The organism is Gordonia sp. 34D (assembly GCF_056682775.1).
Genome location: NZ_CM155293.1, coordinates 2,096,119 through 2,121,177, shown reverse-complemented (window position 1 = coordinate 2,121,177; position 25,059 = coordinate 2,096,119). Strand labels below are relative to the sequence as shown.

The following is a 25,059-nucleotide window of genomic DNA, read 5'->3' as shown; positions in this document are numbered from 1 at the left end:
CCCAGTTCCATTTCAAGTGGTGGGCATCACACTAGTCATTTCTGGACGATCGTCAAGAGAAAAGTTTGACAACTGTCAAGAAAGTTTGAGGTCGTTTGCGCTCGACGCGAGATCTGCGGGCTATGCTGGGGCGAATGGCCCCCGACACGACCGCAGAGGAGGTGCGCCGTGACGACCAACGTGGTTGATCCCCGGGGAGAATCAGTCGCGCCCGCAGCCCGCGGTGCTGCACGACGCGCCGACAAAGTCGCGACTAAGCGAGACGAACTCGCTAGAGCTGCGCTGTCTGCGCTGTCCGAACGCGGCTACGCGGCGACCGGGTTGCGAGAAATCGCGGCCAATTCGGAGTACAGCCACGGCGTTCTGCACTACTACTTCAGCGACAAACTCGACCTCATCACCCACTGCGTCAACCTCTACAAGCGTGAATGCATCGCCTCCTACGACGACGTGCTCGACGGTGCCGGTGATGCCGAATCGCTTCGTCTGCGATTTGCTCAGCGGTTGACTGCCACGATGGAAGCCGATCTCTCGACCCACAAGCTCTGGTACGACCTCCGGATGCAGGCGGTGTTTGAGGTCTCGCTTCGCGAGGACGTGCGAGCGATCGACGACGAATTAGAAGCAATGGTCTGGCGCATCGTCCGGGAGTACGCGGCACTGGCCGGGGGACAACCGCTCCTGGATTCTGCGGGTACCTATGCCAGCCTCGACGGGCTGTTTGAGCGCGCAGTGCGGCGTCGAAGCTCCGGTGACGTCGATGCCGCCAAGGAGTTGACCGAGCAGTTGTATGCGCTGGTCGGGGCACTCGTCGTCGTGAACTAGCCGACGGTTCGCGCTCGCGCTTCCCGGTCGGGGGCCAGCTAACACTACGATGGCGTCATGGCGATCAGCAGGCCCGCGGACGGCACGGAAGAAGTTCGGAAGGCACCGCGTGCACGAATGACGGGAGCGCAGCGTCGGCTGCAACTTATTGAAGTTGCCCGCGGGCTATTCGCCGAGCGCGGATACGAAGGCACCTCGATCGAGGAGATCGCGCAGCGTGCTGGCGTTTCGAAACCCATCGTTTACGAGCACTTCGGAGGGAAAGAAGGGCTGTACGCGGTCATCGTCGACCGCGAGATGGAAACCCTTCTGGAGATGGTGACGAGTTCACTCACGAAGAACCGGTCACTGTATCGCATCCAGCAGGTCGCGCTCGCTTTGCTGACCTACATGGAGGAGCGGACCGACGGTTTCCGGATCTTGGTTCGTGGCGAATCGGCGATCGTCGATGAAGACACCCGCTACTCGAGCCTGCTGAATGACGCGATCAGCCAGGTGGAGCACCTGCTCGCCAGTGATTTTGAACGTCGCGGCTTCGATCCGGGCCTCGCGCCGCTTTACGCCCAAGCTCTCGTTGGCATGGTTTCAGTGACGGCCCAATGGTGGCTTGACGTGCGAGAACCACCGAAGGAAGTGGTTGCTGCGCATTTGGTAAACCTGTGCTGGAACGGACTGACCCGGTTGGATCCGGACCCGATCCTGGTCGACGCCGAGTACAAAGAACCGACTCCGCCGACTATGCACCGGCGGGCTTCGGAGCCTTCCGACGACGGTCAATGACCGTCCCGATTACCCAGAGAACGACAACGAGTGCGCCTGTCGACAGGATCTGATTGCGGACCGAGTCGGTAGTGAGGCCTAGTACAACAATCGCGACGAGGGCGGCCAGCGTCAACCACGACAGGACCGGAAATCCCCACATTTTCATCGGTAGGTGGGTGCCTGCGGCGTCGGCGCGACGGCGCAGCACGATCTGCGCAGAGGTAATCGCCAGCCACGTCACCAACAGCGTGGAACCGACCATCGACAGGAGTCGCGTTAGGACGAGGTCGCCCCACAGGTAGACGGCGGGAACCACCAGGAATCCGACGACGATGCTGGCGAGCACGGCGGCGACCGGTACACCGTTGGTGGCAGTTTTGGATGCGACCTTGGGGGCCATGTTGCGCACCGACAGGGAGAACAACATGCGCGAGGCGCCGTAGAGGTTCACGTTCATCGACGACAGCAGTGCCACCACGATGATGACGCCCATGGTGGTCGCGACGGCGGGCAAGCCAACTTTGTCGAGGACTCCGACGAACGGTGATTCGAGCATTTGGGGGTCATCTGCGGGTAGGACCAGCAGGATAACGGCCACGGAGCCAACGTAAAAGACCAGGATTCGCCACACGATGGTGCGGATTGATTTCGACACGCTGGGCCCCGGATCGTGCGTCTCCGCAGCGGCGACCGCGATGATTTCGATGCCACCGAAGGCAAACGCAATAACCAGCAGTGCCGCGGTGAGACCGCCGAAACCATGAGGCAAGAACTCGCCGGCGTTGCTCAGTCCCGGCGACGGTTCAGCAGTCCACCCGAACAGATACGCGGCACCGAGAACCAGAAATAGGACGATGAAAACGATCTTGGTGAGTGATAGCCAGAATTCGAGTTCGCCGAAATTTGAGACGCCGGTGAGGTTGAGGATGGTGAAGACGATCATGAATGTCAGCGCCCACGCCCACACCGGTAAGACGCCGATAAGGCTGTTGAGCGTTTCGGCCGCGGCGAGCGACTCGGCGGCGACGACGAGCGTCATTTGGATCCACCACAGCCAACCCATCATGAATCCGGCACCGGGGCCCAATGACTTGCCGACGTAGTACGAGAACGCGCCCGGATTGGGGTCGGCGGCGGCGAGTTCGCCGAGCATTCGCATCACCGAAACGATGATGAGGCCGATGATCGCGTAGGCGAGGAGCGCCGCTGGACCGGCGAGCGCAATGCCTTGACCGGACCCGACGAACAGGCCGGCACCAATCGCTGAACCGAGGCTCATCATGATCAGATGCCGAGGCTTCAAGCCACCTTGGAGCCTGCCTTCATCGGCAACTTTGAGGGGCTCTCTCCCGGAACTGGCCACTGCACGAGCGTAGTCGTCTTGGCGATGCGGCAAAATCAGCCCATGCTGAGCATTCGTCCCGCTACCATCGCTGACCTGCCCGAGGTCGCTGAGATCTATCGGCATTACGTGATCAACTCGACGGCGACGTTCGATTTGGAACCGCTGTCGGTTGACGGTTGGGAACGCAAACTGCAGTCGATCGTCGACGGTGGAAGGCCCTTCTTAGTGCTGGTGGATGAGGCCGAAGGGGTCCGCGAGATTCTCGGCTATGCCTATCTGGGAGTGTTCCGTGGCCGAGCGGGCTGGGCGTTCACTGCCGAGGACAGCATCTACCTGCGCCCGGATGCTGGCGGTCGTGGGCTGGGCACGCGACTGCTGTCGGCGCTGCTGGACGCCGTCGATCCGTCAGTGACGCGCAACATCATGGCCATGGTGTCCGACGAAGTGCCCGAGTCGGTAGCGCTGCACCAGAATTTGGGGTTTGTGGAGGTTGGTCGGTCGGCGGGCGTAGGCCGCAAGTTCGACCGATGGGTCGGCTGCGTATACCTGCAGTTTGTGGTGCCGGTAACGAAATAGGGGCGCAACGACAGTCGGTAGTAGTCTGGAGGCCGTGTTGATTGCTCCGACGTCGGGTGGTGCGCAGGTCTCGTCGACCGCGCACGGCCTGCTGGCGGCAATCGTCTCCCTGGTCCTGGGTATCGCTGCACACTCGCTGGGTGGCGGTCACATCCCGTCGTCCACACAACTCGTTGTTCTGGTCGGTCTCGCGCTCTGCGTTGGACTGGTTCGCGCCGGGCAAGTTCGCTCGGTGGAACGCGCGCGGGTCGCAGGCCGGATCAAGGTCTCGGTGGTGGGCGTGTTGGCTGCGTTGACCGCTGGCCAGGCCGCCGCACACGTCGTCCTGAGTGTCATTGACGGCCATCACGGAACAGCCATGGTGCCCGGATCGCTGATGCTTACCTGGCACCTCTTGGCCGTGCCCGCCGCCGCGGGCGTCCTGTTCGTTGCGGAACGACTCAGCCGGGCTTGCGGTGACAATATCGCCCACCTGTGGCGACTCCTCAGCCTCGGAGTGTCGTCGCAGGTCGAAGCTGTTACCTCCCAGGTCGACCGGCAGGTTGCCACCCTTACACCCGCGCCGATGCGGGCCGCTGCGGGAGTCCGCGGACCACCCGTGCACGTCTGATTCCGTTTCCACACCCGGCTGTTGTTCTGACAGCCGGGACATCAGATGCATGCACGAAAGTTGATACAACCATGGCACAACGCCGCACTCTCATCCGTTCCCTGACCATGCTCGCCGCGGCAGCACTGACCTCGGTGACGCTCGTCGCCTGCGGCAGTAGCGATTCTTCGGGGACCGAAGCCGATTCGGTGACCATCACCGACCAGTGGGTCAAGGCCGCACCGTCCGGAATGACGGCTGCGTTCGGGACCCTGCACAATTCGTCCGACTCCGACATCCGGATCGTGTCCGCGCACACCGCGGCGGCCACGACCACCGAGATGCACGAGGTGGTCGATAACGGTTCCGGCGGCACCACGATGCGCCAGAAAGACGGCGGTTTTGTGATCCCGGCCAAGGGTTCCGTCACGTTGAAGCCGGGCGGCGAGCACCTCATGCTCATGGGTATCCCGGCGCCCATCACAACTGGTAAGTCCGTCGCTTTCAGCCTGCGGTATGCCGACGGTTCGACTACGACCTTCGACGCGCTGGCCCGCGACTTTGACGGCAACCAGGAGAACTACACGCCGGGCGAGCCGGAGCACTCCGGCTCGCATAAGTGACAACTGAGCCGACTGGGACACCCGAACCGAACGGGACGACTAGGCCAGCTGCAAGGCTGTCGCGCCGAACCCTGCTGACCGGCGGTGCCGGTTTGGCGGGGCTCGGCGTGGGTGCCGCTGCGGTGGGGTTGGGGCGAGGAGTCATCTCGCCCGACCCCGCCGCGGGAGTTGGCACCGTGCCGTTCTACGGCGAGCACCAGTCGGGGATCACCACGCATGCGCCCGCGCACGCGCAATATGTTGGACTCGATCTGGTGGATCCGTCCGATGTTTCGACCTTCGCGGGTGTCCTAGCCCTGTGGACGCAGGATGCAGCGCGATTGACGCAAGGTGAGCCGAGCTTGTCGGACACCGAACCGGAGTTGGCGCGGATACCGTCGAACCTAACGGTGACCGTTGGTGTTGGCGACCGAGCTTTCCGGGCCAAGCAGTTGGCGCCGCACCGGCCGTCGTGGCTGAAACCGTTGCCGCCGTTCAGTATCGACCGGTTGGACCCCCGGTGGGGTCAGACTGATCTGCTTTTGCAACTCTGCGCGGACGATCCGGTGACGCTGGCGCACGCTACGCGGATGCTGACCGCCTCGGTGCGGCGCAGTGCTCGCGTCCGCTGGGTGCAGCGCGGCTTCCGGAACAGCCCCGGCATGGCTACCGGGACCATGCGTAACTTGTTCGGCCAGGTTGATGGCACCGTACAACCGCCCTCCGACAGTTTCGACAAGCTGCTCTGGAACGACGGCCGCGAACAATCGTGGATGGCGGGCGGCACGAGCTTGGTCCTGCGTCGGATTGCGATGAACATGGATACGTGGGAGGGGATCGACCGCCGCGGACGGGAGTTGTCGACGGGCCGGACCCTCGACAATGGTGCGCCGCTGACCGGCAGTGACGAGTTCGACCAGCCGAACTTTGCGGCCACGCGCGGCGGGATCCCGGTGATACCGGCGTCGTCGCACATCGCGCGAGCGCATCGTCGAAGTGAAGCCGAGCAGTTCCTGCGGCGCGCCTACAACTACGATGATCCGCCGGAACCGGGGTCGTCGGATACGTCCAATAGCGGCCTGATTTTTGCCGCCTACCAGGCTGATCCGGTAACCCAGTATGTGCCGGTCCAGCAGCGCTTGGCCGACCACGACGACCTCAACGTGTGGACGACACCGATTGGTTCGGCCGTGTACGCGGTGTTGCCGGGTGCGACTGAATCACATCCGCTGGGCGCTACGCTCTGGAATGTCGCTGGCAATTCCTAGATGATTGGGGCGTTGCCTAGTATTTAGGGGTGTCCACGCCTGCGGTGTCGCGCCCATCCCTGTCCGGCCTTGTCCCCGTCGCGTTTCGTGACGCAGCTTTCGGGCTGCTTCGCGATCGTGCGGATCAGGCGCAATTGGCCATCACGGCACCGGATGCGGCTCGCCCTTTCGTCGTCGCGCAGTTGGCGAGCGGCGGGGACAGTGAGGCCGAGCGGCCGGTGCTGGTGGTGGCGGCCAACGGTCGTGAGGCTGACGATCTGACGGCAGAGCTCACGGAACTGTTGCCAACCGGCCCCCACGGGACGCCGGTGGTTGCTCAGTTCCCGTCGTGGGAAACCCTGCCGCACGAACGGCTTTCGCCGTCGGCCGATACCGTCGGGCAGCGTCTCGCGGTGCTGTCGCGGCTCGCCGATCCGACTGTCGCACCGTTGCGCGTCGTGATCGCGACGGTGCGGTCGCTGGTGCAGCCGATGGCGCCGGGGCTGGGTGCCATGCGTGCGATAACCCTCACCGAAGGCGCCGACATCGACTTCGACGGCCTCATCGAGCAACTCGTCGAGATGGCGTACGAGCGCGTCGACATGGTCGGTACTCGCGGTGAGTTCGCGGTCCGCGGCGGCATTCTCGACGTCTTCCCGACCACTGCCGACTATCCGGTGCGCGTGGAGTTTTGGGGCGACGAAGTCACCGACATTCGGGCGTTCTCGGTCGCCGACCAGCGCACCCAACCCGAGATCGACACTTCCGTCGTCCACCTTCATCCGTGCCGCGAACTAGTACTGACGCAGGCGGTCCGGGCACGCGCCGGCGAACTGGCGGAGACAACGGCCGACGAATCTTTGCGCGAGATGCTGACGAAGCTCGTCGAGGGAATCCCCGTCGACGGCATGGAGGCGCTGATCCCGGCGCTCGTCGACGGCCAGATGCAAATGCTCACCGAGGCGATGCCGGAGGGCACCCGCGTCCTGGTGCTCGACCCGGAGAAGGTTCGCACCCGCGCCGTCGACCTGGCGCGCACGGGTGCCGAGTTCTTGGAAGCATCGTGGAACGCGGCAGCGCTCGGTGCGATGGCCCCGGTCGCAGCGGGTGAACCATCGATCGACCTGTCGGCCAGTGCGTACCGTGGCGTCGACGAAGTGCAGGCCGCCACCCTCGCCGCAGGGCAGTCGTGGTGGACCATGAGCCCGCTGTCGACGGGGTCGGGGGACGAACTCGAACTTGACCTGCAACCCGGTCCGGCACCGCATGGCAATCCCGCGGAACTCGCCGACCTGATGACCGCGTTCCGCGCGCAGATTGCTTCTGGCGGTCGTGCGGCGTTGGTAGCAGCGGGTCGCGGCACTGCGGCACGCTTCGTTGATCGACTTGGCGAAGCCGAAGTGCCAGCCAAGCTCATGGAACCAGGCGAGGAACCGCCGAACGACGCCGTGGGCATCTATCACGGCACCCTGCGGCGCGGTCTCGTGTGCCCGTCGGCGGGGCTGGTGATTGCCAGTGAGGCTGACGTCACCGGTGCGCGCGTGGTCGGTGCCAAGGACGGTCGGCGGATGCCCGCCAAGCGACGCAATCAAGTCGATCCGTTGGCTTTGACGGCCGGCGATCTCGTCGTCCACGACCAGCACGGCATCGGCAAGTTCGTGGAGATGATCGAACGCGTGATTTCCGGGGCCCGCCGCGAATATCTCGTCATCGAGTACGCCCCCGGCAAGCGCGGCCAACCGGGGGACCGACTGTTTGTCCCCATGGATTCGCTCGACCAACTCTCGCGCTACGTCGGCGGCGAGCAGCCCGGCCTGAGCAAGCTCGGCGGTTCCGACTGGGCCAACACCAAGAAGAAGGCGCGCAAGGCGGTCCGCGAGATTGCCGGTGAACTGGTGCAGTTGTACGCCGCACGCCATGCCGCCCCCGGGTTCGCGTTCAGCCCGGACAGCCCGTGGCAGCGCGAAATGGAAGACGCCTTCGACTACACCGAAACCATCGATCAGATGACGGTGATCGGCGAAGTCAAGGCCGATATGGAACGACCCATCCCGATGGACCGCGTCGTCGTCGGTGACGTCGGCTACGGCAAAACGGAGATCGCCGTGCGCGCCGCGTTCAAAGCCGTGCAAGACGGCAAGCAGGTGGCGGTGCTGGTTCCGACGACCATCCTCGCTGGCCAGCACCTGCAAACGTTCACCGAACGCATGGATGGTTTCCCAGTGAAGGTGCGCGGACTGTCGCGCTTCACTACGCCCGCCGAGTCGAAAGAGATTCTGGCGCAGATGGCGTCCGGTGAGGTCGACATCGTGATCGGTACGCACCGACTGCTGCAGACCGGTGTCCGCTGGAAGGACCTGGGCCTCGTGATCGTCGACGAGGAGCAGCGTTTCGGCGTCGAACACAAGGAACACATCAAGGCGCTCCGAACCCATGTTGACGTGTTGACCATGTCGGCGACGCCGATCCCACGAACCCTGGAAATGTCGATGGCGGGCATCCGCGAGATGTCGACGATCCTGACTCCGCCGGAAGAACGCCACCCGGTCCTCACTTATGTCGGTGCCTACTCCGACAAGCAGGTGGCGGCCGCGATCCGTCGTGAACTGCTGCGCGACGGTCAGGTGTTCTATGTGCACAACAGGGTCTCGACCATCGACAAGACGGCCAAGCACATCGCGAACATGGTGCCCGAGGCGCGGGTTGTTGTCGCGCACGGGCAGATGGGCGAGGAACAACTCGAGCGCACCGTGCAGGGATTCTGGGATCGGGAGTACGACATCCTTGTCTGTACCACCATCATCGAAACCGGCCTCGACATTTCCAATGCCAACACGTTGATTCTCGATCGCGCCGAGAACTTCGGTTTGTCGCAGCTGCATCAGTTGCGTGGCCGCGTTGGTCGTAGTCGTGAACGAGGGTATGCGTACCTGCTGTACAGCCCGGACAAGCCCCTGACCGAAACGGCCTACGACCGTCTCGCGACGATCGCGCAAAACAACGAACTCGGTGCCGGTATGGCCGTGGCGCTGAAGGACTTGGAACTGCGCGGCGCAGGCAATGTGCTCGGTGCCGAGCAGTCCGGGCACGTGGCAGGCGTCGGATTCGATCTGTACGTGCGGTTGGTTGGTGAGGCCGTTGAGGCGTATCGCGCGGCGGCCGACGGCAAGACGATCGAAACTGAGGAGACCGGCGAGGTCCGCATTGACTTGCCCGTCGACGCGCACATTCCGGTGGAGTATGTGGAAGCCGATCGCCTGCGTTTGGAGGCGTACCGCAAGTTGGCGTCGGCCACCAGCGACGACGATGTTGACGAAGTGATGAGTGAACTCGTCGACCGCTATGGCGAGCCGCCCGTTGAAACGCAACGCCTGGCGGCGATCGCCCGGCTGCGGATCCGTTGCCGTGAACGCGGCGTCACCGAAGTAGGTGTGGCGGGGCAGTCGATCCGGATTTCGCCGATGCTTTTGCTCGACAGCCAGCAGGTTCGACTGTCGCGGATGTACTCGTCGGCGTCGTACCGTGCGGCCACGCAGGTCATCACGGTTCCGATCCCACGGACCGGTGGCGTCGGTTCGGCCCGTCTCCGCGATACCGAACTCATCGACTACATCGTGACGTTCCTGCAGACCATCGCGCCGCTGGAGACATAGCGCCGGTTACCCAACCGAAGTGAGTGGTGCCCGCCCGGACATCCCGGCCAGCCGATCCATCGCGGAAGCGTCGTCGGCCACTTTGACGGCCGGTGCAAAAATCTTGCCCTCGCCTTGGAAATCGGGGGTCAACATGTTCGGGGCGAAGGCGATCGATGCTTCGAGACCATCGCTGTCGGGTGCCCACGGCAGCCCTGCGGCTTGTGCCAAGTCCCAGCCGTGGACTTGGTACTCCCACAAAATCATCGACGCGGCCATGTCTCCGGGCATTGCCGATTCGCCGATGAACAGCGGATCGGCGAGCGCAGCTGGCAGGGCTTCGGCGAGGCGGGCACGGTTGCTACGGACTTGATCTGCGCCGCTCCCCACGACGGTGACGGCGTCGGGGTCGCTGCAGCGGTGATCGGCGCTGGTGTAGCCGTCGGTGAAGGCAGTGAGCCAGCCGACCACGTGGCTGCGGAGGGTCTGGAAGTCGAACTCGGTGCACGGTGTCGGGGCGGTCGGAGGGGTGTCGGCTGCGGCGTCGAGCAGATCTGCGAGTTGGTCGAGGAGGCGAAGGAGGGTTGCTGAAGTGTCCATGCTTCGACGTTATGCTCGTCGGCCCGGCTGGTATTGAAGATTCGCGACACGGCACGGCAGTCAGCATCGCGTGGCTCGATGAGTGGCAGCGCCCAAACGGACGCAACGCCTGGCGGCCTTCGGGGAGAAGGCCGCCAGGCGCTGCGAGACGGAAGGAACATACTCTGAATGAATTCGCTTGATTCGCACCTCCTCAATTCCGACATCGGTCAGTCAGGAAAGTGGCGGTTAGGCACGGTGACCGTGCCACGGCACCCCCAGTTACGAAGCCGTCGACTCTAACGAGTTCGTGTCCGAGTTGGGTCCCGTAGCGATTGCGCGCGGTTTGTCCGCTTGCTGGACGTCGATACGCCGCGGCCGGGCCTTCTCGGCGACCGGGATCGTGACGGTGAGTACACCGTTGTCGTACTGTGCACTGATGGCGGCGGTGTCGATGCCCTCGCCGAGTGTCACCTGTCGTCGATACGTGCCAGCGAAGCGCTCACTCGTGAGCCATTTGACGCTGTCGTCGGACGCGAGGGAGCGTTGTGCGGAGAGGGTAAGTACGCCGTTGTCAACGCTGACGTCGATCGATCCCGGGTCGACGCCCGGGAGGTCTGCGGTCAAGACGTATTGGTGATCGATTTTGAACAGATCCATGGGCATGAACCGCGGAGTTCGCGAAGTGCCACTCTGCTGACCGGCGAGAAGGCCGCGGGTGAGAGCGTCGAGATCATTGAATGGGTCGAATCCAAGCACAGCAACACACCTCCTAAATCCCTGTCCACCGACCCCGGCGGTCGGTGAATCCGATCACTGTGCGACACCGATATTAGCACTCTCGGTGGGAGAGTGCCAGATATCTGGCATCCCGATTCTCGGCGTGTCAGGTCCGCATGGGCGCGGCGTATTCCGCCGTCCCGAGTTCCTCCACCTCAACCGATTCGGGGTCTGGAAATTGAACGCGGTGCACGGTGTCGGGGCGGTCGGAGACGTGTCGGCTGCGGCGACGAGCAGATCGGCGAGTTGGTCGACGCTACGAGTAGATCTGCTGAAGTGTCCATGCTTTCGACGGTCCGAGGTGGCGGGCGGGACCGCGTGAAGATTCGCGACAGTTGGGGGCGCGTGGGGTGGGATTCTTGCGACTAACCTCAAGGCGTGCCGCAAAAGCCGGAATCATTTGTGGGGGCCGCAGACCACACACGCGGGATCTTGTCACCGGGCCGAATGCTGACGGTCGTCGACTTCCAGCGCTATCCCGCGCCGCCGGAATTAGAGGGACTGATTGAGTGGTTCTGGTCGGTGCGATGGGATCTGCCTGCAAACCGACGACATCGGCAGCCGGTGTTGGCGACGCCTGCGGTCAACGTCAGCGTCGGGGTGGCGCCGCCACCGGGCGACACTCCGCCACCCGGTCCGTACGGCCTCCAAACCCGGCTTAATGGTGTCACCACCGAGGTAACGGTTCGTGAGTTGACGGGCCGCGGCTGGAACTTCGCAGCCAAGACCACCACTGGCGGCTTCGGTGCGTGGGTCGACGACGTTCACGCGCTCAACGATGCGCACGTGCCGATTTCGACCGTGCTGGAACTTGACGATCGGGATCTCGCTGAGCGCGTGGCGAATATCGAGCCGGGTGCGAGACGCGCGGCACCGATCGCCGACGCGCTGGTGAGACTCCTGGAGATCCGACCGTCAGCTCGCGTGAACCGTGCCCGCGAGGTTGCCGCGATCGCGTCGGCTGCGGAGGGCGACCGGACGATTCGGACGGTCGATCAGCTTGCGCAACTCGGTGGAATCACCGCCCGGACGCTGCAGCGGATGTTTACCTCGTGTGCCGGGGTGTCGCCGACCTGGGTGATCCGCCGATTCCGGCTGATCGACGCGGCCGAGCGTGTCCGCGACGGCAGTTTGGCCGATTGGGCAGCCCTCGCCGCGGAACTCGGCTACTCCGACCAAGCCCACCTGACGAGAGACTTCACGGCGACGATCGGAATGTCGCCGGGTGCCTATTCAGCCGGGAACCGAGTGACACCTAACGCAACAGATCTGCCGTCACACGGCACCACGTCAGGCGTTGAGTAGCTGCCCGTCGGCGACCAATGCCGCCCGCACGACGCTGGTCTCGGCTTCGGTTGCAGGCAACAGTGGGGCACGCACAGAAGTGTGCGCGATGACGCCGGTCTCGTGCAGCGCCGCCTTTGCCGTGACGACGCCGGGAGCAGTGCGCATCAGTGCGGCGGTCAGGGGGCGGACGGCGTCGTTGATAGCGCGCGCGGCGGTGAGGTCGCTGGCGTCGATCGCGTTGATCAGTGCGCGGTTGCGGTCCGCACCCACCACACCCATCACGCTCACCACGCCAGCGGCGCCGGCGGCGAGGTATGGCAAGTTCAGTTCGTCGAGCCCGCAGTAGTACTGCAAACCGGTTTCGGCCAGCAACGACATCATCTCGAAGAGGTCGCCCTTCGCATCCTTGACCGCGAGAATACGGGGATGCTCTGACAATTCGACCAGGGTCTCGCGGGTGAGGGCGAGGCCGGTGCGGCCGGGAATGTCGTAGAGCATGACGGGCAGTTCGGTGGCGTCGGCGATTGCCGTGATGTGTGCGATCACGCCAGCTTGCGACGGCTTGGAGTAGTACGGAGTCACGACGAGCAGCGCGTCGGCGCCCGCAGCGGCGACCTCGCGAGCCGTCGCGACACTCTTCGCGGTGTGGTTGGTGCCGACACCGACGACCAACCTGGTGTCGGGGCCAGCGCTGGCCCGGACGAGTTCCAGCACGCGGAGGAGTTCGACGTTGTCGAGCGTCGGAGCTTCGCCGGTCGTGCCAGCGACGACGATGCCGTCGCAGCCGCCGTCGACCAGATGCTTGGCGACCGCGCTGATGCCAGCTTCGTCGAGGGAGCCGTCGGGGTTCATCGGCGTCGGCATGGCGACGAGGTTGGATCCGAAGGTGGCGCGCGCAGAAAGCATGGAACTCAAGGTCATGGTCTCTATGGTCACGTGTCCGAACCGTTCAGCACAAGCGAGGGGTTATCGTGAGTAATCGTTAGGAGTTCTTCATGATTGATGTGGCCGCGCTGCGTGCGCTGCGGGCGATCGCCGACCTTGGCACCATGGCGCGTGCCGCCGCTGAGCTTGGCTTTACGCCGTCGGCCATTTCGCAGCAGGTAAAACGACTGGAATCGCAGGTCGGAGTGCGTCTGGTGGCACCCGCTGGCCGTCGGGTGGTGCTGACACCGGCTGGGCATGCGCTGGTGGAGAACGCCGCGGAAGTGCTCAACGCGCTCGAGAAGTCGGTGGCCGCGGCGCGCTCGGTGGACGCTGGACTGCCGCGCGGTGTGGTGAGAATCGCAGCCTTTTCGACGGGCGTCCGCGGGCTTGTCGCCCCGGCGCTGAAGACTATTCGAAGCCAGTACCCCGATGTACGGGTGCAAGTGGTGGAGCTCGACCCGGTTCCCGCCGTCTACGCGGTGGAGTCGGGCAACGCGGAATTGGCGATGGTGCACGATGCCGACGGCGTGACCGTCGCCGTTCCAGCCGGACTGGAACGGGCGCATCTGCATACCGATATCGGTGACCTGGCGATCCCTGTCGACCATCCCCTCGCCAAGGTCGACCGGCCCATCCGACGGTCGGACCTCCACGACTGCGAGTGGGTTACCAGCCCGAGCGGCACCGTCTGCCATCGATGGTTCGAGCGGCTGTTTGCCGATTCCGAACACCAACCCGACGTGGTGCACTCCGTCGATGACTTCGGAACGCAGATGGCGTTGGTGGCGGCGGGCGACGTGGTCGCGCTGATTCCACGTCTGGCACGACCGCACGTTCCGGACGGCGTGGTGCTGCGGGAGTTGCACGACGCCCCGCGCCGCGAGGTGCATACGGTGTGGCGCCGCAGCGGCGAGGCTGATCCGGCGTTGCGGGCGGTCTTGGCCGCGCTCGCGCCTTAGCTGCCGGAGACTTCCTTGCGGATTCGGTCGACGACGGACGAGTCGGCGAGGGTCGTCGAATCGCCGGGCTCCCGGTTTTCGGCGATGTCGCGGAGTAGGCGTCGCATGATTTTGCCGGATCGGGTTTTGGGGAGTTCTTCGACAATCATGATCGACCGTGGGCTCGCGATGGCGCCGATCTCGGTGCGTACGTGCTTGCGGAGTTCGTCGACGATGTCCTGGCGGCCGCCACCGGAGCTTTCGCGCAGGATGACGAACGCTTCGATGGACTGTCCGGTGGTCGCATCGGCCGCACCCACCACCGCCGCCTCGGCAACCGCCTCGTGCGAGACGAGGGCGGATTCGATTTCGGTGGTCGAGAGGCGGTGGCCGGAGACATTCATGACGTCGTCGACGCGACCGATCACCCAAATGTCGCCGTCTTGGTCGCGTTTGGCGCCGTCGCCTGCGAAGTACACGCCGGGGAAGCGGTCCCAGTAGGTGCGTTGGAAACGGTCATCGTCGCCCCACAGGGTTCGGAGCATGGCGGGCCACGGCTTCTTGATGACGAGGTAACCACCCTCGCCGTTGCCGACGGGTTGGCCTTCTTCGTTGTAGACGTCGGCCTCGATACCGGGCAGAGCTCGCATGGCCGCACCGGGTTTGGTGTGTGTGACGCCGGGGAGCGGGCTGATCAGTATCTGCCCGTTCTCGGTTTGCCACCACGTGTCGACGACGGGAGTTTTGTTGCCGCCGATGTGTTCGCGGTACCACATCCATGCCTCGGGGTTAATGGGTTCGCCGACCGATCCGATGAGGCGCAGCGACGTGAGGTCGTACTTCGCGGGGATTTGGCGTCCCCATTTCATGAACGTGCGGATCGCCGTGGGGGCGCAGTACAGGATGGTGGCCTTGTACTTTTCGATGATTTCCCACCATCGTCCCTGGTGTGGGGTGTCGGGGGTGCCTTCGTACATGATCGACGTGGTCGCGTTGGCTAGCGGTCCGTACACGATGTACGAGTGGCCGGTGACCCAGCCGATGTCGGCGGCGGTCCAGTACACGTCGGTGTCGGGTTTGATGTCGAACACCGCCCAGTGCGTGTACGACGTGCCGACGAGGTAGCCGCCTGTCGTGTGGAGGATGCCTTTCGGTTTGCCGGTGGTTCCCGACGAGTACATGACGTACAGCGGATGTTCGGCGTCGAAGGCTTCGGGAGTGTGCTGCGCGGACTGACGGTCGACGACATCGGACCACCACAGGTCGCGACCTTCGGTCCAGTCGACGTCCTGGCCGGTGCGCTTGACGACCAATACTGTCCGCACTTCGGGGCACAGTGTCATGGCTTCGTCGACCACGGCCTTCAGTGCTGAGGGCTTGCCGCGCCGGAAGCCACCGTCGGCGGTGATGACGACTTGGACGCCACAGTCTTGGACACGATCGGCAATCGCGCGGGCCGAGAAGCCGCCGAAAATCACGGTGTGCGGTGCGCCGATACGTGCGCAGGCCAGCATCGCGAACACCGTTTCGGGGATCATCGGCATGTAGATGGCGATGCGGTCGCCGGTCTGAACACCTAGTTCGATGAGGGCGTTCGCGGCCTTGCTGACCTCGTCTTGGAGGTCTTGGTAGGTGATGGTTCGGGTGTCGCCGGCTTCGCCTTCGAAGTGGTAGGCGACGCGGCCGCCAAGGCCGTTCTCGACGTGGCGGTCGATGCAGTTGTAGGCGGCGTTGAGTTTGCCACCGACGAACCACTTGGAGTGTGGGGCCCGCGACCAGTCGAGGACCTCGGTGTAAGGCTCAGCCCAGGTGATGCGTTCGGCGGCCTCGCCCCAAAAGGCGAGGTTGTCGTCGGCGGCGCGCTGGTAGGCCTCCGCGGTCACGTTGGCATTGTCGGCAAAGGCGGGCGGCGGTGCAAAGGTGCGGGTTTCCTGGCTCAATGCCTGGATTGTTTGGTCTTGCGTCATGGCACGAATCTCCTCTGCACCTTAGAAAGAACTGGGCTCGGCGTCGTCTCGCGTGGGACGGCTGATTCCAAACCTATCGAGGCAGTTGGGGTGTCGGCTATGCATTGGCGAAACGGTGTCCGCGGGGGCATCGCGTCGTCGCGGACACCTTGCGGAAGCACCGACCCTAGTTACCGGCGAGTTACTTAGCGGCGAGTAATGCGCGACACGTTCAGTTCCCGCGCGTGCGACCGAGATCAAGCCGATCTACACGTTAATGTCGAGGTAGACACTGATTTGTCGGAGAGGGGACTTCCATGGCCGTGGTCTTGCTAGACGCGTCACGTCCCGACATGATTCCGGCCGGCGCGGTTGCCTTGCTTGCTGAGACGGTCGCGGTCACCGAGGAAGTGCATCCATCACTGCTGTGGCAGTTGCCGTCGTACGAGTTGGTTGGGCTCGTCGAGGACGACGGGTCAAAGACCCTGGTCAGCTCCAACCGCGACCATCCCGCGGTGCTCGAGCGGCTCAAGTGTGGTGAGTCTGTCATCGAGGGCAGCACCCTCCCCGGCGGCAAGCTGTTGCGCGCCGTCGAACTGATGGACCGACTGCGGCGCACCGGCCCTTGGGAACAATTGCAGACGCACGATTCGTTGCGGCAGTACCTCCTCGAAGAGGTTTACGAGCTTCTCGACTCAATCGATCACGGGACGGCCGACGAGCTGCGGTCGGAGCTCGGGGACCTGCTCCTTCAAGTGCTGTTCCACGCGCGGATCGCTGCCGATTCGGCGGTCGATTCGTTCGACATCGACGATGTTGCCCAAAGCTTTATCGACAAGGTCTCAAGTCGGACGCCCGGTGTTTTGAACGGCGAGCACGCGAATCTCGATCAGCAGATCGATGATTGGGATACCGCCAAAGCCGCCGAGCGCGCCAACACCAGCCTGCTCGACGGCATTGTCACCACACAGCCAGCCCTGGTGTTAGTGCAGAAGATCTTTGAACGGCTTGCCCGCGTCGACTTTCCGATCGCCGCGGTCAGTCCGTCGCTGTACCGAGTCGACATCCCATTCCGCAAGCACGCGGTCGGCAGCGTCGAAGACGACCTACGCCGCCGCGCGATCGTCCTGATGAACCAGGTTCGCGCCGCCGAAGAAGCCGCTGCCGAAGATGGGGTAGCGGTGCGCGACGCCAACACGTGGCGCAAGTACCTCGGGATGGCGTACGAGGAAGAAGTTGAGGAGGCGGAGGCCGAAGAGACTGCGGCCGACGAGACTGCGGCCGATGAGACTGCGGTTGAAGACGCGCCCGCCGTCGACAACGCCGCCTCCGAAGAGATCGACGACCTCGACAACCTCGGCGTCGAAGAACTCTTCAGCGAAGACCCCATCGCCCTCAACAAAAAGGGCAAGACCAAAAAAGCCAAGGACGTCAAGGTTCCTGAAGTGCCAGGGATGGTCGTGCGCGAAAAGTGGAGCGCTGAAGGGGAGTAGGGGTGGCGCCCCCCCATGAGCGGGGCTGCCGAAGGTGCGACCTATTCGCTGGTGCCGTTTGATCCAGTAACCAAATAACGGAAGAGGCTCGTATCCATCGGGGTCATTAGATCGAGTTTCATTGTCACGACATCAAGCATCTTGCCGGAACCACCGGGCATCTGTTCTTGGACGGGTTCGCGTGACTTCGCGAGTCCGAGGTATGTGAAGTCGAGGCCTTCTGCGTCATCCTTCTTGGCAAACAAGTGCAGCGGAAACTCGTTCTCAACGATTGACTGAACCTCGCTACTTTGAAGTGTTCGCCTGCTTCGAGTGAACCATTTGAGCGTTGAGGCATCGAGGAACTCGTCCTCGTATTGTGTGCTCTCGGAGACTTCGTCCGATTTGTGGTACGTGACAAATATGGGGCAACTCCGGGATGCGGCATCTACTTTGTAACCGTAGATAGTGCTGTATTCATTTGACTTCCAGTTGAGGAGTCGACACACGTCCTTTCTCGAGTACAATTTGCCGATCTGAAGCTCTCCGGTCCAGCCATTTTGATGGCGCGCAAGGTAGAGTCCTGTTTCAACAAGATCTTCTATGTGCGCGCGAAGCTTGTTAGACGAGGAAAGCATCAGTCCCATTCTGGGGGAGAAGGAGTACCCGGATGAGGCGACGATTATTGGGGCCTGATCTCCGTATTTCTCTCGTTCGGAAGCCGTGAAGAACTCAAGCGAGAGCACTCGCTCAACTGACTCAATGGTCGCGGCATCTGTTTCTAGTCCCTGCTCAGTGAGCAACTGGCCGAAGCGTTCCTTGCTGAGCGACCGGCCCGCCAAAAGTTCGTTAAGCAGCAGTAGTTCATGAGGTCTCTTGGCGGGCAGGAGTTCACCGGATACGAAGTTCAGTATCTGGGTGACTTCGTTAGGGGGTTCTTCTTCCTCGCGCTTTAGTTTTTGAAGGAGAGCCCAGTAGTTCTTTTTCTTTGTCGCGATGACAACGGGATCCACAGTTTCAAATCGTGCGAAGTCTATCAGTTTCGGGATCTTGCCCAGGCGTTGTTCAAGTTGAAGATAGGCTGCCTTGATGTTCTTCATGCTGTCGAGGGAGATGCTTGATAGGGACTGTAGGACCCGATCTCGCGAAATTTGATCGAAGTTGATACTGGATAGTCCAGAGATCACCCCTGCGTTGTCGGCATCGATCAACTTCCTTCGGATAACGTCCTTATTGAGTGAGCTGTCCCCAAGAAGGGCGATCGGTATCAGGTAATTGTTGGCGTAGTTCCCGATGAAGTCGATCACTCGGAGGTGATCTTTGTCGGGAGCCTTTCTTAGCCCGCGGCCCAGTTGCTGGGTAAAAACGATAGATGACTGAGTTTGGCGCAGCATGACAACCTGGTTTACTGCCGGGATGTCAATGCCTTCGTTGAAGATATCAACCGTCAGGATGTAGTCTAATTCTCCGCATTCGAGTTGTCGGACGACTTCACGCCGGGTCTCGGGTGAATCGGAACCCATCAGCGCGCGGGTTCTAAGGGGTGATCCGTGAACAACTCTTTGGTTGAGGAGCTGCGAGAGTTCGATAGCTTCGTTTCGCCTCGCGCAAAAGATTAGTCCGCGAGTCGCTTCGGTGTGCCCGTACCTGTGAAGCATCTGAACTAGATAATCCACGCGTTCTTCGGCGATCAGTTGCGACAGTTTGGAGGCGTCATCGATGGTGGTGCCGTCTGAATCGACGAAATCGGTAACACCATAGTAGTGAAACGGTGCGAGCATGTCTGCTTCGAGGGCCGCCTGCAACCGGATTTCGTAAGGCACATTGAAGTCGAACATTTCGAAGACGTTGAAACCGTCAGTTCGCTCCGGGGTAGCTGTTAGTCCCAGTAGGAACGCTGGTTCTATTCGATCGATAAGCCGCTTGTAACTATCAGCCCCAGCACGATGGACTTCGTCGATGAGGACGTAATCGAAGTGTGCGGAGTCCAACTTGGCTAGGTTCTCCGGTCGTGACAGCGACTGGATGGTCGCGAACACATATTTATGGTCCAGGTCTTTCTGCCGCCCAACGAACTTCCCAAATTCGTTGGCTGGAGCTTCAAGAACCTGTTGGTAGGCGGTGATTGCTGCGTCGAGAATCTGCTCTCGGTGGACCACGAAAAGCATGCGATTGGGGTTGAATGCGCGGACGTCCAGGGCGGAAAGGATCGTCTTACCGGTTCCTGTCGCTGATATCACCACGGCTCGGCGTTCGCCTGACCTGCGGACCTGGTCGATGGCTTCAAGCGCTTCGACCTGCATTGTGTTTGGCATGATTGAACTGCGGGAAAAGTCCGAGTCATACAGCGACCCGCTGTCGAGGGCATCTTCAGTGTGTGGATCCGATTGAAATTGGCTTTCTGACGACGGATGCCGTGTCAACTGGGCGTAGTGGTGTTCGTATTTGGCGACCCAGCTAGCAGTAAGCCGCGACGAACCGCTTACCTGCCTATCGATCGCATCACGAAGTTGGTCGACAATATCACCGCCAGGCAAAGCCGAGAAGCGAAGGTTCCACTCCTCGTTTGTCAGCAGAGCTGTGGAAGTGAGATTGGAACTACCGATGATGGCGGTCGTGGATTCATCTCGTTCAAACAAGTAGCCCTTTGCATGGAAACCGCGCTCAACATCAGGGTGGACCAGTACCTCAACGCCCTCCAGCGTGAGTAACTCGCGGAACGCCGCTGGCTCGTTGAAATTTAGATAGGTCGACGTGACGATGGTTCCCTCGCCGTTAAAGTCAACCAGGGCCTGTTTCAGAAGGGCTAACGCGCCCGTGGTTACGAATGCGACAGAGAATACGAATCGGTTCGAGCGATGTAGTTCATGCCGGATCGCTCGCAACATCGTGTTGTCGTCACAGTTGGAGATGAGTTGAGGATGAAAGACTTGCTCGGAAGGGGCGGACGCGTCAAGGAATCCGAATGTCGTATCGGCGCGTACTAGGCGATTTTCGGAAGTTTTTAGTTTTGGGTTCATTCGGCAAACGTGGCACGAAGCTTGTCAACGGCGGGAATATCTGCCGGCGCCCAATCCAACGTTCCAAGATCTGCCGCCGGCAGCCACGAGATCTCAGAGTGTTCAGTCAGTTGTGGATCGCCATCGATGAGGGTGCAGAAGTACGTGGTCAGGATGACTACACCGAAATCGTACTCGTGCTCGGTTGTTTCAAGGAGCTCACCGATCTCAGCGTTGACCAGTAACTCCTCAGCGAGTTCTCGTCGGAGTGCTGCCTGGGGGCTCTCTCCCGGCTCAATCTTGCCCCCGGGAAACTCCCACATGCCTGGTAGTGACATCAAGTTGCTCCGGCGGGCGGCCAGGATCTTGCCGTCTCGCACGAGGACCGCTCCAACAACATGGATTCGGCGCTTCGTAGCTGAAGTATTGCGTGTGTCTTCCATCGAATCGAACTCTACCCATTAGAGACCGTCGATGCCGAGGAGGGCGAAACCTAGACGGGGATTGTCAGCATCCTATGCTTTCCTCGAGTGTGAAGAGGAGAAGGAGGGCGGATTGCCGGTCTATCGCGTCCTGATCGCCGAGACTGTTGAGCGGGTTGCCTACATCGCAGTGTCTGACGAGTTTGATTCGGACGCTATGTCCGTCGAGCTTGGAGATTTCGCCGAGAACGTCGCCGTCGAGACCGGCATCGGCGAGCGGCATGTCAGTATCTCGCGAGCGCGAAACGACGTCGATGTGGATGCGGATTTTGAACAGTAAAGGTCCACGCGTCCCGACGATTCAACCTGACGGGACACCCTCAAGCGCTCAGTAAAATTGAATGGTTCCCTTGGAGAATGCCCAGAACGGTGTGTTGTACGAAGCACTCAGACGCTGGCCGGGCGCAATCTGGAATTGCTGGTCAGCGTTGCCGATCGCCCAGAGGTATCGGGTGTGGATGTGGATCGTGTGCACGCCGGGACCGAGTTCGATGACTTGGTCGCCCCAGTTTCGTCCAACCTCGATGCCGTCGATCACGATCAGCGGCCCGGTCAAGAAGAGGATCCAGGCCAGAGGGAAGAACCCCGTATGGATGCTCAGGAACGCGCCAGTGCCAAGTGGTGACGGCGCGTACTGGCCTGGCTGCGGAGGCCCCGGCTGCTGAAAGTGCGCGGGTTGCTGCTGCCTCTGCTGCGCCGGAGGGTGCGGCTGGTACTGCTGACCCGGTACCGGCTGGCCGTAGTGAGGCTGCTGCCCAGGGAACTGCTGTGGCACCTGCGGCTGCTGCCATTGAGCCGGTGCATGCGGCGCCTGCTGATACTGCGGGCCCTGCTGATACTGCGGCGCCTGCGGGGGCGGGGTTGCCCACTGCTGCTGAGGCTGGTGTGGCCCAGATGGGTGGGAACCTGGTTGCTGCGGGTACGTCACACGAAAAGACTACGCCCGGCACTATGACGCGATCATTCGGATAGTGGAGTAGCCGATGCCTCGGTAGCGGGAGGGTCTGCGGCTGGCCGTCGAAGCAACTCAACTGCGATCCCTAGAACAACCAGTCCGACAATGAGCCAGCCGATCGCGCTGAACGTGACTGGCCTCGACGCCATCAGCGCGAAGGTCCCCAGAATCGCGGCGATCCACCAGATCACCGCGCGGTAATGGTCGACGAATGCGCCGAACCGACCAGTGTCGCCGCCGTTCCGGTCGAGTGCCGACCGCAACGAACTGAATCCGGAATTCGCTACCGACCGAACAGCCACCGCCGGCCGGGCGGGTCCGCCGAACCACACCACTACGGCAATCAGGAGACCGAGAACGGCGATGGCTCGGATCGTGGACGTCATAGCAGCGGTGACCTCGCCAAACACGGCGTCGGCAACGGAGCTCGGCATGGGATCCGGGCTCACGGAGTACGTGAAAATGTTGCCGCCAACCCAAATTCCCAACGACAACAACACAAACACAATGACCACCCCGATCGACGCGAACAGCAAGGCTCGACGTCGGCGGTTCGCCACCAAAATCCCAGCAACCAATAGCGCCAGAGCTACCCACGGCAGCCAGAACCCAGCGATCACCGCCACCTGATACGTCGCGCGAGCTAGTGCGAGCGAATCAGCATGCGCGATGGTGATCGTCCGATTCTTCGGCTCGATCCGGTCGGCAAACGTCAATCCGCGCTGCACCAACCGCGTCTTCACGGCATCGAAGAGGGGCTCGAGTTGGACGCTCAAGGTGCCGTCCTTCGACAGGTCCAACACGGTTCCGGGTTGATCCTTGAGGACAGCTATCGCCTGCTGATGGCTGAGCCGCAGACTCGACTCCCACAACTGCGCAAACTGATCCGACGCCACCAGACGTTGAACAGTCGATGCCACGATTGACTGGATACCCGCCACCGCAGGACCGCGGAGGGCTGCGATGGCTGCCGTTGGTCGCGGAGGGAGATTCGCCGCAGCGAGCTCATCGAAGAGTTGGCCGACGGCTTGGTCGAAATTAACCTGCTTGTCAATCTCGTCAGTGATCTGTCCCGCGACGAAATCCTGGACGGCCGGATCCTCGGCCAAGGGAGCAAAGGTCGAGACAAAACTATCGCCGTCGACCAACTCAACCCGAGCCCAAGTTCCGATCGCGGCAATGGGGGCGAGAAGCAGCGCGATGGTGATCAGCAAGAAGCTGACGGCCATGCGAACGTACGAGGTGGGCCGAGGGGTGTCGGACGTCGAAGTATCCACCTATTGATGGTGTCACCAGCGGTGTCTCAGTATCGGGGATGCGAAAACTCGGCTTCCGAAATGTTTGTCGGCCGGGATCTTGGTGGACCAGTCAGGGTTGGCCTTCAAAAATTGTCAGACCCTCGGATTAACATCGAACGTAAGTTCGAGCTGATGATTCGAAGGGGAAGCCGATGACCACTCAAACCACTACCCGCCCACCCGCGTCCACGGTGAAGGTCGCCGACGATGAGATCGTTATCCGCATTTCTCGCCCGGCCCCGGCCGACGGTGGGGGTTCGGCGGCCGCCTCGGGTGTGGTGCGCGATAGCCGTGCGGATCGGTTGGCTTTTGCTGCGCGGGTGGATTCTTTTGCCGGGGTGGTGATGTGGCATCGCTACGCCGAGATCTACTCGCTGCTGCAAGAGCAGTGTGCCGTGGCCGAGGCGGATCCGGCTTCGGATGTGTTTGGTCGGGTTTACGATCCGCTGTGCAAGGTCGCGGCCTCGTACGCGGTGGCTGCCGGGGTGCGCCAGTGCACCGCTGAGCGGTTTGTGGAGCGCGCAGTGGCGTGTGCTGAGCGGATTCCGGCCGTGGGTGGTTTGCTGCGCGATGGGCTGATCCCGGATGCGTGGTTCGCTCGTGCTGTGGAGCAGACCTCGCTGGTCGACGATCTTGCTCTGCTTGCGCTGATTGATGCCGAGATCGCCTACCGGTTGCAGCATTTGGGTGGCCTGTCGGCGGCGCGGGTGGAGGCCGTGGTCGCTGCGGTGGTCGCCGAGCATGATCCCGATGCGGTCACCCTCACTCGTGAGCAGATCCGCGACTACAAGAAGGTGATGGTCAACCCGCTCACCGAAGGCATGTCGGAGTTGGTCATCACTGCTTCTGCCGAGGATGTGCGGTTGGCGAAAGAAACCCTGGATGCAGTGATTGCTGGGGTGTGCCCGAAAGATCCTCGCACCAAGCAGGTTCGTCGCTCCGATGCGGCAATGGCGCGGTTGAACGGCACCGCGTTCACCTGCCAGTGCGGCAGTGATGATTGCATCGCCGAACTTTCCCAAGAGCAGATCGATGCCCGGTGTGCTCGGGTGGTGCTGCACGTGGTGGTGCGGGAAGAAACCCTCGACGGCACCGCCGACACCCCGGCCGTCCTCGACGGATTCGGCCCGATCTCGGCCGAGCACGTTCGCGAAATCGCCGACCGCCCCGACACCGTCGCCCGTGATCTGGATTTGGGCGATCTGCTCGATCACCAGGCCCAGCCGGGCAACCAGTACCGCCCCACGGCCACGCTCGACACGGTTCTGCGTGCCCTGTTTGGGATCTGCACCTGGCCCGGCTGCACCGAACCGGCTTTTGCTACCGATCTGGACCATGTGTGCGAATACAACCACGACGATCCGGCCGCTGGCGGCCCGACGTGCTTGTGCAACCTCAACCCCAAGTGCCGTTTTCATCACGGGTTGAAGACCTGCGCCGAAGGCTGGATCGATGACCAGATCGTCGACGCCAACGGCGTCATCTGGACCGAAGTGACGACCCCGGAAGGATTCACTGTGCGTCAGCAAGCACTCAACACGTGGCTGCTGCCCGAGGTCGGGTTGATTCCTTGCCAGCACGCCCCGGTTGGGGCCGGCGTCGTTGGGGCGCCGCGCCCGGAATCCCGACACGCCGAGAACGGCCCTCGGCGCGCGCAGTCCCGCACCGAGGCCAAGCACGCCTACCGCATGGCCCGCCGGGCAGCGAACCGCCGAATCCGCGAGGAAGAGGAAGCTCGGGCGTTGGCCGAGGAAGGGGTGCCGCCGTTCTGATCGGACACGCCGAACAGGCGACACGCCGTGGTTAGCCCGAATCTCG

General features: G+C 62.4%; 21 protein-coding genes. 12 read left to right on the top strand and 9 right to left on the bottom strand.

The genetic code is table 11. The features are described 5' to 3' along the window. Positions 1-168 precede the first annotated feature (168 nt). Both AC1L34_RS09855 and AC1L34_RS09850 read left to right on the top strand, forming a co-directional pair. Complete coding sequence (locus tag AC1L34_RS09855; RefSeq protein WP_424322585.1) at positions 169-825, top strand: TetR/AcrR family transcriptional regulator; 657 nt, start codon at positions 169-171, stop codon at positions 823-825. A 57-nt stretch (positions 826-882) separates the two neighbouring features. Beyond that, a complete protein-coding gene (locus AC1L34_RS09850) occupies positions 883-1,605 on the top strand; it encodes a TetR/AcrR family transcriptional regulator (protein WP_424293914.1) in 723 nt (240 codons plus the stop codon). Here AC1L34_RS09850 and AC1L34_RS09845 read toward each other — a convergent pair. After that, positions 1,562-2,950 (bottom strand): amino acid permease, encoded by a 1,389-nt coding sequence (locus AC1L34_RS09845; protein ID WP_424293913.1) that lies wholly within the window; start codon positions 2,948-2,950, stop codon positions 1,562-1,564. The two genes, AC1L34_RS09850 and AC1L34_RS09845, sit on opposite strands and share 44 nt — an antisense overlap. A 42-nt stretch (positions 2,951-2,992) precedes the next feature. On the opposite strand from AC1L34_RS09845, the gene AC1L34_RS09840 reads away from it, so the two are divergent. The 5 genes from AC1L34_RS09840 (at position 2,993) to mfd (ending at position 9,599) form a co-directional block, all read left to right on the top strand. Continuing rightward, positions 2,993-3,508 (top strand): GNAT family N-acetyltransferase, encoded by a 516-nt coding sequence (locus AC1L34_RS09840; RefSeq protein WP_424293912.1) that lies wholly within the window; start codon positions 2,993-2,995, stop codon positions 3,506-3,508. A 34-nt stretch (positions 3,509-3,542) separates the two neighbouring features. Then, complete coding sequence (locus tag AC1L34_RS09835; RefSeq protein WP_424293911.1) at positions 3,543-4,118, top strand: hypothetical protein; 576 nt, start codon at positions 3,543-3,545, stop codon at positions 4,116-4,118. A gap of 71 nt (positions 4,119-4,189) precedes the next feature. Continuing rightward, a complete protein-coding gene (locus tag AC1L34_RS09830) occupies positions 4,190-4,720 on the top strand; it encodes a copper chaperone PCu(A)C (RefSeq protein WP_424322588.1) in 531 nt (176 codons plus the stop codon). Further along, positions 4,717-5,967: a Dyp-type peroxidase gene (locus tag AC1L34_RS09825; RefSeq protein WP_424324202.1), complete on the top strand. Its 1,251-nt coding sequence runs from the start codon at positions 4,717-4,719 to the stop codon at positions 5,965-5,967. The genes AC1L34_RS09830 and AC1L34_RS09825 overlap by 4 nt, the downstream gene beginning before the upstream one ends. Positions 5,968-5,996: 29 nt before the next feature. Further along, complete coding sequence (gene mfd, locus AC1L34_RS09820) at positions 5,997-9,599, top strand: transcription-repair coupling factor (protein ID WP_424325616.1); 3,603 nt, start codon at positions 5,997-5,999, stop codon at positions 9,597-9,599. Positions 9,600-9,605: 6 nt separating this feature from the next. Here the strand turns inward: mfd and AC1L34_RS09815 are convergent, their stop codons facing one another. Together AC1L34_RS09815 and AC1L34_RS09810 are read right to left on the bottom strand one after the other, a co-directional pair. Further along, the gene (locus tag AC1L34_RS09815; protein WP_424322591.1) at positions 9,606-10,178 is read right to left on the bottom strand and encodes a TIGR03086 family metal-binding protein; all 573 of its coding nucleotides are present in this window, start codon (positions 10,176-10,178) and stop codon (positions 9,606-9,608) included. 261 nt (positions 10,179-10,439) lie between these two features. Next, positions 10,440-10,916, bottom strand: a complete 477-nt coding sequence (locus AC1L34_RS09810; protein WP_424295562.1) for an Hsp20/alpha crystallin family protein — start codon at positions 10,914-10,916, stop codon at positions 10,440-10,442. A gap of 399 nt (positions 10,917-11,315) precedes the next feature. On the opposite strand from AC1L34_RS09810, the gene AC1L34_RS09805 reads away from it, so the two are divergent. Further along, the gene (locus AC1L34_RS09805; protein WP_424295561.1) at positions 11,316-12,242 is read left to right on the top strand and encodes a helix-turn-helix domain-containing protein; all 927 of its coding nucleotides are present in this window, start codon (positions 11,316-11,318) and stop codon (positions 12,240-12,242) included. Here the strand turns inward: AC1L34_RS09805 and dapA are convergent. Further along, positions 12,228-13,145: a 4-hydroxy-tetrahydrodipicolinate synthase gene (dapA, locus tag AC1L34_RS09800; RefSeq protein ID WP_424295559.1), complete on the bottom strand. Its 918-nt coding sequence runs from the start codon at positions 13,143-13,145 to the stop codon at positions 12,228-12,230. The two genes, AC1L34_RS09805 and dapA, sit on opposite strands and share 15 nt — an antisense overlap. Positions 13,146-13,219: 74 nt before the next feature. Between dapA and AC1L34_RS09795 the strand changes: the two genes are divergently transcribed. Then, positions 13,220-14,110 carry a LysR family transcriptional regulator gene (locus AC1L34_RS09795; RefSeq protein ID WP_424295558.1) on the top strand — a complete coding sequence of 297 codons (891 nt, stop codon included), beginning with the start codon at positions 13,220-13,222 and terminating at the stop codon, positions 14,108-14,110. On the opposite strand, the gene acs is transcribed toward AC1L34_RS09795, so the two are convergent. Beyond that, positions 14,107-16,056 carry an acetate--CoA ligase gene (acs, locus tag AC1L34_RS09790; protein WP_424325617.1) on the bottom strand — a complete coding sequence of 650 codons (1,950 nt, stop codon included), beginning with the start codon at positions 16,054-16,056 and terminating at the stop codon, positions 14,107-14,109. The genes AC1L34_RS09795 and acs overlap by 4 nt on opposite strands. Before the next feature lie 296 nt (positions 16,057-16,352). Between acs and AC1L34_RS09785 the strand changes: the two genes are divergently transcribed. After that, positions 16,353-17,528: a nucleoside triphosphate pyrophosphohydrolase gene (locus tag AC1L34_RS09785; RefSeq protein ID WP_424322596.1), complete on the top strand. Its 1,176-nt coding sequence runs from the start codon at positions 16,353-16,355 to the stop codon at positions 17,526-17,528. 41 nt (positions 17,529-17,569) lie between these two features. Here the strand turns inward: AC1L34_RS09785 and AC1L34_RS09780 are convergent, their stop codons facing one another. Continuing rightward, entirely contained in the window at positions 17,570-20,527 is a 2,958-nt protein-coding gene (locus AC1L34_RS09780) for a DEAD/DEAH box helicase (protein WP_424322597.1), read from the bottom strand. Continuing rightward, positions 20,524-20,949 carry a (deoxy)nucleoside triphosphate pyrophosphohydrolase gene (locus tag AC1L34_RS09775; protein ID WP_424322598.1) on the bottom strand — a complete coding sequence of 142 codons (426 nt, stop codon included), beginning with the start codon at positions 20,947-20,949 and terminating at the stop codon, positions 20,524-20,526. The genes AC1L34_RS09780 and AC1L34_RS09775 overlap by 4 nt, the downstream gene beginning before the upstream one ends. Before the next feature lie 112 nt (positions 20,950-21,061). On the opposite strand from AC1L34_RS09775, the gene AC1L34_RS09770 reads away from it, so the two are divergent. Beyond that, the gene (locus tag AC1L34_RS09770; protein ID WP_424322599.1) at positions 21,062-21,268 is read left to right on the top strand and encodes a hypothetical protein; all 207 of its coding nucleotides are present in this window, start codon (positions 21,062-21,064) and stop codon (positions 21,266-21,268) included. A 48-nt stretch (positions 21,269-21,316) separates the two neighbouring features. On the opposite strand, the gene AC1L34_RS09765 is transcribed toward AC1L34_RS09770, so the two are convergent. Next, the gene (locus tag AC1L34_RS09765; RefSeq protein WP_424322600.1) at positions 21,317-21,916 is read right to left on the bottom strand and encodes a hypothetical protein; all 600 of its coding nucleotides are present in this window, start codon (positions 21,914-21,916) and stop codon (positions 21,317-21,319) included. Between the two features lie 32 nt (positions 21,917-21,948). Next, positions 21,949-23,220 (bottom strand): hypothetical protein, encoded by a 1,272-nt coding sequence (locus tag AC1L34_RS09760; protein ID WP_424322601.1) that lies wholly within the window; start codon positions 23,218-23,220, stop codon positions 21,949-21,951. A 173-nt stretch (positions 23,221-23,393) separates the two neighbouring features. Between AC1L34_RS09760 and AC1L34_RS09755 the strand changes: the two genes are divergently transcribed. After that, positions 23,394-25,013: an HNH endonuclease signature motif containing protein gene (locus tag AC1L34_RS09755; protein ID WP_424322602.1), complete on the top strand. Its 1,620-nt coding sequence runs from the start codon at positions 23,394-23,396 to the stop codon at positions 25,011-25,013. Positions 25,014-25,059 lie beyond the last annotated feature (46 nt).